Below are 8574 nucleotides of genomic sequence, written 5' to 3'. Positions count from 1 at the left end.
GACCCGCGCACGGGGAGCGGGATCGGGCCGGTGTCGGCGGTCGGCGCCGCGGGCGCCTCCGTGCGCTCCCGGGGGTGCAGCTGACGGGCGCACGCGAGCAGGCGTGCGATCACCCGGCGGTCGGTCGCCTTGCTCGCGCCGTGGCTGGCCAGCCGCGCGCCGTCCCAGGCGAAGCCGCACGCCGCCAGGCCTGCGGACGCCTCTTCGATGGCATCCGGATCCACGGCACCGGTCAGCACATCGGTCCACACGCGACCGGCGCGTGCGAGGCGGGCGGCCAGGGGCGAGTGCTCCGCGGCGGCGCGGAGGGCGCGCGCGTGCACGGTGAGCTCCTCGGGGCTGCCCAGCAGGATGCTGGCGTGCAGTCCGGCCCACCGCAGGCTGGCGGTCCACAGCGCCGGCTGCCCGAGGTCCGCCAGCACGCGCTCCGCCTGCGAGAGCGAGGTTCGCACCGCGGCGATCTCGCCGACGCGCGCCGCCGAGACGGCGAACTCTCCGAGCGGGACCAGGGTGAACAGGTCGACCTGCACGCGCAGCAGGGATTGCTGTGCGCGCTGCCAGACGGGGGCGAGCTCGGAAGGCTGGCCGTTGCGCCGGACGAGTCCCAGCTCGACGGCGTCGGCGAGCAGGCGGTCGCGCGCGCCGAGGGGGCGCCCGGCGGTCGCGGTACGCAGGGCGTTCTCGGCCTCGACGGGGTGCTCGCGCTGCACCGCCACCCACGCGCGCCACAGCAGCAATCTCGGCGCCGCCCACGAACCGCCCTGCTCGCCCGCGATCGCGGCATCCAGCACCCGCTGCGCCACCGCCGCCTCACCCCGGTGCAGGGCGACGAGCGCGGCGATCACGGCCGGGAGCTCCGGCAGCGGGAAGTCGCTTCCCGACGCGGTGTACATCTCGCTCGCGCGGACGAGGTCCTGCAGGCCGTCGTGGTCGTCGGTGTCCAGCGTCGCGCGCAGGCCCCGCGAGAGCAGCTCGAGCGAGACGCCGTACGCGGTCGGGATCGTCCGGGTCGCGGCGGGGGCGGGGAGGCGGGCGGGGTCGGGGTGGCCGGCGCCGGTCGCGGCGATCAGCCACTTCGCCCGGCTCTCCGGCGTCGTCGGGATGCCGCTGCGGTAGACCTGTGCGCCGAGCTCCATGTCCCCGCGCATCGCCCAGACGGCGGCGGCCATGTCCAGCGCCTCGTCGGCCGGCGCGACGGGACCCGCGAGCAGGCGGTCCACGAACGATCCCGCGGCATCCAGGTCTCCGCGTGCCCAGGCGGCGCGCGCCTGGCGCAGCGCGAGCTTCTCCGGAGCTGCGCCGGCGCGGTCGGCCGCCGCGTAGAGTTCGGCGGCCTTGGCGGGGTCGCGGGAGAGCTCGCGATCGCCGTCGGCGAGCAGGGCGGATGCCACGCGCGCGTCCGTCGCGTCGCCCAGCAGCGCCTGCACCGAGGCGGCGTCGCGCACCAGCCGCGCCGAATACAACTCGAGCAGGCGGTCGGGGGTCAGCCGTGCGCGCACCGCGTCGCGCACGAGCGGCACCGTGCGCCCACCGCGCTGCAGCAGCCCGGCGTCGTAGCCGGCGGCGCAGGCGGGTCCGGCGCCGGCATCGAGCGCCGCACGTTCGTCGAGGCACAGCGCTTCGACGGCGAGTCGCAGGGAGGGATCGAGCGAGTCGATCCGGTGCGAGACGAGGTCGGCGAGCGACCCGGAGATCTCGTCGTGGTCGCACCGCCCGTCGCAGACGGCGTCGCCGTGCAGCATCAGAGCCTCCGCCGTCAGCCAGGCGAGGCCGCCGGTGCCCTCGAGCACGCGGGTGACGCACGCCCGCGAGGCGTCGGTGGCCTCCACGCCCAGGTGCGCGGTGACGTCCGCCATCGAGACGTGCCCGAGCAGCATCGGCGGCTGGTGACGCTCGATGTCCTCGATGAGGGCGCGCAGCGTCGGCGACTCCGGGTCGGGGCGGGTGGAGAGGACGACCGTCAGCGTGCCCATGCGCAGGCGATCCGCCAGCGCGGTCAGCGTCCGGTCGTCCAGCAGGTGCGCGTCGTCGACCACGACGACCGAGCCGGATGCCGCGGGCAGCTCGCCCAGGTGGGTCAGCGCGACGGGATGGGCCCCGGCTGCCCGCAGCGCCGCGAAGAGGCGCCTCAGCACGCGCGACTTCCCCGAGCCGGCGGTACCGACCACGGCGAGAGGAGCGGGCTCGGACGACGCGATCGAGGCGTCGAGCAGCGTGCGGGCGACACGCGGCAGCAGAAGGGCGTCCAGGTCGCCGGGGGCAGCATCGGAGGGCGTGGTGGTGATCGTCATCGGCGGTGCTCTCGTTCCGATGGGCGCGTCAGGGGGTGGGCTCGCCGGTGGCGGATGCCGGGGGTTCCGGCGCCGTCGAATCGGCCGGCTGCTCGGCGGGCGGGGTCGACGATTCGGCGGGCGGCGGGTTCTCGCCGGTCGGCGAGGGTGCCGGCTCCTGGGTCACCGGGGGGTCCGTCGCGGGAGGATCGGTCGGCGCCGGCTCCTGGGTCGCGGGCACCGTCGGGGCGGGGTCGGAGGTCGCGGGCGCATCGGGGGTCGGCTCGGCAGGCGGTGTGGAGGCCGGGGCGGGCTGCTCCGCCGCGGTCGACGACGAGGGCCCGGTCGCGGGCGCGGAGCCGCCGGCGGAGGAGTTGCTCCCGCCGCCGCTGCCGCCCGCGCCGCCGCCGGAAGCCTGCTGCTGGCCGGTCGAGGGGGAGGGACTGCGCTGCTCGGCGGCCTGCGGAGTGAGTCGTTGCGGGGTGCGGCGGCGTTCTTCGCTCGGCTGCTCGTCACGCGGTGCGTCGGGTGCGCCGGCCTCCTCGGGGGACGCCGGCTGCTCGACGACGGTCTGGGCGTCGGGGGCGGCGATGCTCGGCGGGGGAGAGGACGGCATGTCGAGGGCGTCGAACAGGCTCACCTCGAGGTCGGCGGCGAGGGGCTGCGAGGTGACGCCCATGCCGGTGCGGGCGAGGATGCCGATCCCCAGCGCCGGCACGCTGATCACGCCGACGCTCACGGTCAGCGCGGCGACCCCCGCCGCGACGTACGCCGTGGCGGGAAGTCGACGAAACCAGGGCGCGCGCCTCTGCGCATGCTCGGGGGTGAAGCCGGCGTCGGCGACCGCGTCGTCGTCCTCGTCCTCGTCCTCGACGGGGTCCTCCACGACGTCGACGGCGGCCGGCGGGAACGCGTGCCCGGTGGCGGCGCTCGCGGCGGCGGTGCGGGCGGCACCGAGGGCGATGATCGCCTTGGGGTCCGCGTCCACGGCGATGGGGCGGTCGAATCGCTCCGACAGCAGCTGGGCGACCCGCGGGATGCGCGAGGTGCCGCCCGTGAGCAGGATCGCGTCGAGGTCGTCGGCCGTCAGTCCCGACTGCGCGAGCGCGTCCTCGAGCACCTCGACCGTCCGCTCGATCTCGGGTTCGACCATGTCCTCGAACTCGGCGCGGGTCAGACGGACGGCACCGTGCCCGTCACCGATGAGCACCGGCACGACCGCTTCGCCGTCGAACGACAGCGATTCCTTCGCGTCGACGCATTCCCGTCGCAACGACGCCAGCGCCATGCGCAGCCCCGCGTCGGCGTCGACGCCCGCGAGGGCGGATGCCGGGATGTCGGCTGCGCGCAGGGTGTGGCGCAGCACGATGTCGTCGAAGTCGGCGCCGCCCAGATCCGGGATGCCGACGGGGCTGCCGACGAAGTCGACGCGGCCGTCCGCCGTCTTCTGCAGGATGACGGTGTCGAAGGTGCCGCCGCCGAAGTCGTAGACCGCGAGGGCGCGTCCCGTGTCGAGGGGGTGCGTCGCCTCGTAGTGCCGCGCGGCCGCCTCGGGTTCGGTGATCACCTGCACGTCGCTCCAGCCGAGCCGCCCGATGGCATCCTGCACCAGCTGCGTGCGGTATTCGCCCCAGGTCACGGGGACCGAGACGGCGATCCCCGCGGGGTGCTGGCCCTCCCGCTCGACGGCGGTGCCGATCACCCATCCCACGACAAGCGCGTAGAGGTCTTGCGCAGAGAACCGCCGGTCGCCGGCGACGATGGGGACGTCGTCTCCGATGCGGCGCTTGAACTCGCGCACGAGGCGTTCGGGCTGCGCCGTTCCCCGTCGCTCCGCCGCGTCGCCGAACAGCAGTCCGCCGTCGGAGATGAAGACCGTCGTCGGGGTGCTGTCGGCGTTGCGGCCGAGCGGCAGCGGCGCCGCGAGAAGGGCCCCATCCGGTGCGGAGCGTGCGGTGGCAGCCGCCGTCCTGCTCGTCCCGACATCGATCGCCAAGTAGTACGGCGTGACCATGTGTTTCGACCCCCCGAGGGCACGCAGGAACGCCGCAGGCACTCCTGGATTCCCCCGACTCTCTGAGCTCTCCGATGAGCCCGATCGTGTTCCATCGACTCGTGCCCCCTGCACGCTGTCGACGCTGTGCCACGAGTGTTGCACACCGCGCGAGCGGATGAAAGGGCAGGTGAAACGGGTAGGCACAGTCGCGCGGAAGTGCAATACTTCGCCCGCCTCGGACCTCGCGTCCGGGTGCTGCGCGAGGTGGCCGAGGACCCGCGCCTTCCGGCTCACGCGCTCGACCACTGCTCACGATGCGCTCCCGGATTGGCACTCGCATTGCACGAGTGCCAGCGCTTCTCTAGACTCGCTTTAGCACTCTCCCCGCGTGAGTGCTGACAAGTCTTCTGTAACGAGAAAGAGGTAGACCGTGTCGGTTTCCATCAAGCCGCTCGAGGACCGCATCGTCATCAAGCAGGTCGAGGCTGAGCAGACCACCGCGAGTGGTCTCGTCATCCCCGACACCGCCAAGGAGAAGCCGCAGGAGGGCGAAGTCGTCGCCGTCGGCCCCGGCCGTATCGACGACAACGGCAACCGCGTCCCCCTCGACGTCGCCGTCGGCGACCGCGTGCTCTACAGCAAGTACGGCGGCACCGAGGTGAAGTTCGGCGCCGAGGAGTACCTCGTGCTCTCGGCTCGCGACGTCCTGGCGGTCGTCGTCCGCTGATCGCGTGACCTTCGCGAGGGCCCCGGGTGCTTCGGCATCCGGGGCCCTCGTCGTCTCCGTCTCCCGGGGGGATCCGCCGACCGGGTGCGGGCGGCGATACCTGGCAGGAAAGGCCGCATGCGCGGCGGTCCGGCGCGGAGGCGCGCGCGTAGGCTGAGTCGGTGACCCCCGCTCCACCCGCACCTGCCGGCGGAACGACGCGCGGCGCCCTGTACGCGCTCGGCGCCTACCTGCTCTGGGGCGTCCTGCCGATCTACTTCCTCCAGCTCAAGCCCACCGATCCGTTCGAGGTCGTCGCGTGGCGCATCATCCTGGCCTTCGCGTTCTGTCTGCTGCTGCTGACGGTGCTGCGCGCGTGGCGACCCTTCCTCGCGATCGTGCGGCAGCCCCGCCTGATGGCGCTCACGGCGCTGGCCGGCGTGCTCATCTACGTCAACTGGCAGACGTATCTCATCGGCGCGCTCACCGAGCACGTCATCGAGACGAGCCTGGGGTACTTCATCAATCCGATCGTGACCGTGCTGCTCGGTGTGGTCGTCCTGCGGGAACGGCTGAGGGTGCTGCCGTGGATCGCGATCGGCATCGCCGTCCTCGCCGTCGTCGTCATCGTGGTCGGCTACGGCGCCTTCCCGTGGATCGCACTCACGCTGGCGGCCTCCTTCGGCGTCTACGGCCTGGTGAAGAAGCAGATCGGGCCGTCGGTGGATGCCGTGAGCGGCCTGACCCTCGAGTCGCTCTGGTTGCTCCCGGTCGCCGTCATCCAGCTGTTCGTCGTCGCGAGCGTCTCGGGAATCACCCTCGGCGCCGTCGGAACGCTGCACACCGCCCTGCTGCTGTCGGCCGGGGCCGTGACCGCCGTGCCGCTGCTGCTCTTCGCCTCGGGTGCCCGGCGGGTGCCGCTGACGGTGATCGGTCTGCTGCAGTTCGTCGCGCCCATCATCCAGTTCGCCATCGGGGTGTGGGTGCTGCACGAACCCATGACGGCCGAGCGGTGGATCGGTTTCGCCCTGGTCTGGGTGGCGCTGGTGATCCTGAGCGTCGACTCGATCTTGGCGTCGCGGCGCCACCGGCGCGTCGTCGACGACGTGACCGAACCGGTCTGACCCCGGCAGGCGCCGGCTCCGCGTCCGCTCCCATCCGGCGCCCGTCGCCTCCCGGCTCAGTGCCCGGGCGCGCACTCGGATGGCCGGATACGGCGTCGTCTCACCCGCCGTTATGCGGCCGTGACCACGACGACGCACATCGTTAACGAACGGCAACATCCGGAAAACCTGCGTCCGATTAGGTTGAGGACATCAGGACCCACGGGGTCCACCCCCGCGTTCATCCACAGCAAGGAGCACTATGAACGTCTTCCCGCGCACGCGCAGCGCCCGACTCCTCGGCGGTATCGCCCTGGTCGGCGCCAGCGCGCTCGTCCTCGCCGGTTGCGCCGGCGGTGGCGGCGACGCCGCAGAGCCGAGCGCCTCGTCGGCTGTCGGTGGAACCTCGACCGCAGACGGCGTGTTCCACGTCGGCACGATCCTGCCCGCCACGGGTAACCTCGCCTTCCTCGGCCCGCCCGAGGTCGCGGGTGTCAAGGCGGCCATCCAGGACATCGAGGCAGCGGGTGAAGCGTTCCCCTTCTCGGTCGAGCTCACCGAGCGCGACTCCGGCGACACGACCACCGACATCGCGACGCAGTCGGCGACCGAGCTCGTCGACGCCAACGCCGACGTCGTGATCGGTGCCGCCTCATCGGGTGTCTCGTTCACGTTCGTCGACCAGCTGGTCAACGCGGGCATCGTGCAGATCTCGCCCGCCAACACCTCGCCCGACTTCACCACCTACGCCGACGGCGGGTACTACTGGCGTACTGCTCCCTCCGACGTGCTGCAGGGCCGCGTGCTCGGCAACCTGATGACCGGTGACGGCGCGGCGAACGTCGGCATCATCTACATCAACGACCCGTACGGCATCGGCCTGAAGGACAACGCGACGACGGCCGTCGAGGCCGCCGGTGGCGAGGTCTCGGTCGCGGTCCCCTACAACCCGGGCGACACCGTCTTCACGTCGCAGGTCGACGAGCTGCTCGCGGCCCAGCCCGACGCGATCGCGGTCATCGCGTTCGAGGAGACCTCCTCGATCATCCCGCAGCTGGTCAGCACGCAGGGCTACCCGGCGTCGCAGGTGTACTTCGTCGACGGCAACCTGTCGAACTCGTACGAGTTCCCCGCCGGCACCCTCCAGGGCGCCAAGGGCACGCTGCCCGGCAACCCGGCCGACACGACCTTCCAGCAGAAGCTGCTGCAGGTCGACTCCGCGCTGACCGACTTCAGCTACGCGCCGGAGTCCTACGACGCCGTCATCGTCGCGGCCCTCGCCGCGGCGCAGGCCAAGGACGACTCGGGCACCGCGATCCGCGACAACCTCCAGTCGGTCTCGGAGGAAGGCGAGAAGTGCACGAGCTTCGCCGACTGCCTCGCGCTGATCAACGAGGGCACCGACATCGACTACGACGGTGTCTCCGGCCCGATCACGTTCGACGAGAACGGTGACCCGACCGAGGCGTACATCGGCATCTACCAGTACGGTGCCGACAACAAGTACACCCTCCTCAACGCGGAGTTCGGCTCGCTCAACGAGTGACCTGACCTCCTGAAGGGCCCGGATGCCACGGCATCCGGGCCCTTCGTCGTCGCCGGGCGCATGGCACCCGCCGCGACCCGCTCCGTCCGCCGGTCGGTGCGGGGTCGCTCCCGACACCGGCGCTCAGCCCGGCGTCAGGCCGCACGTGGCTGCGGTGAAGACGAGCAGATCGGCCGCCACCCGGCTCGACCGATCGAGCGGGACGACGACCTCTCGCCCGCCCACCCGCGCGACGAGGTCGAACAGCGTTCCCACCTTGTCCTCCGCGATGGCGTGCGCATCGCACCGGATGGGCGTGACCGGAACCGTGATCTCCGAGGCGGGATCGCCGCCGGCGATACGCAGGCCGAGGGCAGCCTCCCCGCCGCCGCGGAAGCGCAGCAGCGGCGTGCCGCGCAGGGCGACCAGGTCGACGCTGCCCGCCGCGGCATCCGGGGACGGCTCGATCGAGAGCACGAGACCGGCGAAGCCGTCGACGGCGGGCGTCACCGCCGTCGCCGAGACATGGGCGATGGATGCCACGGCGTCACGGTCGCACTGCGTCGCGCTCAATCGCCCGAGCACGCCGAGGGCGTCCGTCGCCGCCACCGTCGGCTCCTCGTCGTCGCCCAGTCGCAGCGCGACCCGCGGCGAGGGGTCGCCGCTCGTGCAGCGGATGGCGGACAGCGCGACGGGCAGGTCCGTGGTGCGGCCGGCGCCGATCGTCACGGGCCGCTTCGTGTCGCCGCCGGCCGGGGCCTCGAGTGCCGCTGACGACAGACGGGCCGCCGTCACGGTGATCGGCGCGTCCGACGTGTTCGTCACGCGCACCTGGACGCGCTGTGCGGCGATGTCGCCGCGTTGCTGCACGATGGCGACCTCGAGAGACGGGGCCGGGGGAGCGGGGGCCGCACAAGCCGAAAGTGCGGCGCCCACCACAGTGAGCGCCGCACTCGCGGTCAGGTGACGGGCGA

The 8574-nt window shown here is 72.7% G+C and carries 6 protein-coding genes; 3 read left to right on the top strand and 3 right to left on the bottom strand.

Features of this window, described 5'->3' with window-relative positions:
* Both QE392_RS17460 and QE392_RS17455 read right to left on the bottom strand, forming a co-directional pair.
* Positions 1–2291 (bottom strand): hypothetical protein (locus QE392_RS17460; RefSeq protein ID WP_307453968.1); only part of this gene is annotated, 2291 nt, incomplete at its 3' end.
* A 28-nt stretch (positions 2292–2319) separates the two neighbouring features.
* On the bottom strand, positions 2320–4326 hold the full coding sequence (locus tag QE392_RS17455; RefSeq protein WP_307453966.1) for an Hsp70 family protein: 2007 nt from the start codon (positions 4324–4326) through the stop codon (positions 2320–2322).
* Between the two features lie 370 nt (positions 4327–4696).
* On the opposite strand from QE392_RS17455, the gene groES reads away from it, so the two are divergent.
* From groES to QE392_RS17440, 3 genes are all read left to right on the top strand, one after another.
* On the top strand, positions 4697–4993 hold the full coding sequence (gene groES / locus QE392_RS17450) for a co-chaperone GroES (protein WP_013583903.1): 297 nt from the start codon (positions 4697–4699) through the stop codon (positions 4991–4993).
* 161 nt (positions 4994–5154) lie between these two features.
* Positions 5155–6096, top strand: a complete 942-nt coding sequence (gene rarD / locus QE392_RS17445) for an EamA family transporter RarD (protein ID WP_307453963.1) — start codon at positions 5155–5157, stop codon at positions 6094–6096.
* A 241-nt stretch (positions 6097–6337) separates the two neighbouring features.
* Positions 6338–7621 carry an ABC transporter substrate-binding protein gene (locus QE392_RS17440; protein WP_307453960.1) on the top strand — a complete coding sequence of 428 codons (1284 nt, stop codon included), beginning with the start codon at positions 6338–6340 and terminating at the stop codon, positions 7619–7621.
* Between the two features lie 123 nt (positions 7622–7744).
* On the opposite strand, the gene QE392_RS17435 is transcribed toward QE392_RS17440, so the two are convergent.
* Positions 7745–8470 (bottom strand): hypothetical protein, encoded by a 726-nt coding sequence (locus QE392_RS17435; protein WP_307453958.1) that lies wholly within the window; start codon positions 8468–8470, stop codon positions 7745–7747.
* Between the last annotated feature and the right edge of the window lie 104 nt (positions 8471–8574).

The sequence above is a fragment of the Microbacterium proteolyticum genome (assembly GCF_030818075.1).
GTDB lineage: Bacteria > Actinomycetota > Actinomycetes > Actinomycetales > Microbacteriaceae > Microbacterium > Microbacterium proteolyticum_A.
This window is presented reverse-complemented; position numbering and strand designations above follow the sequence as displayed.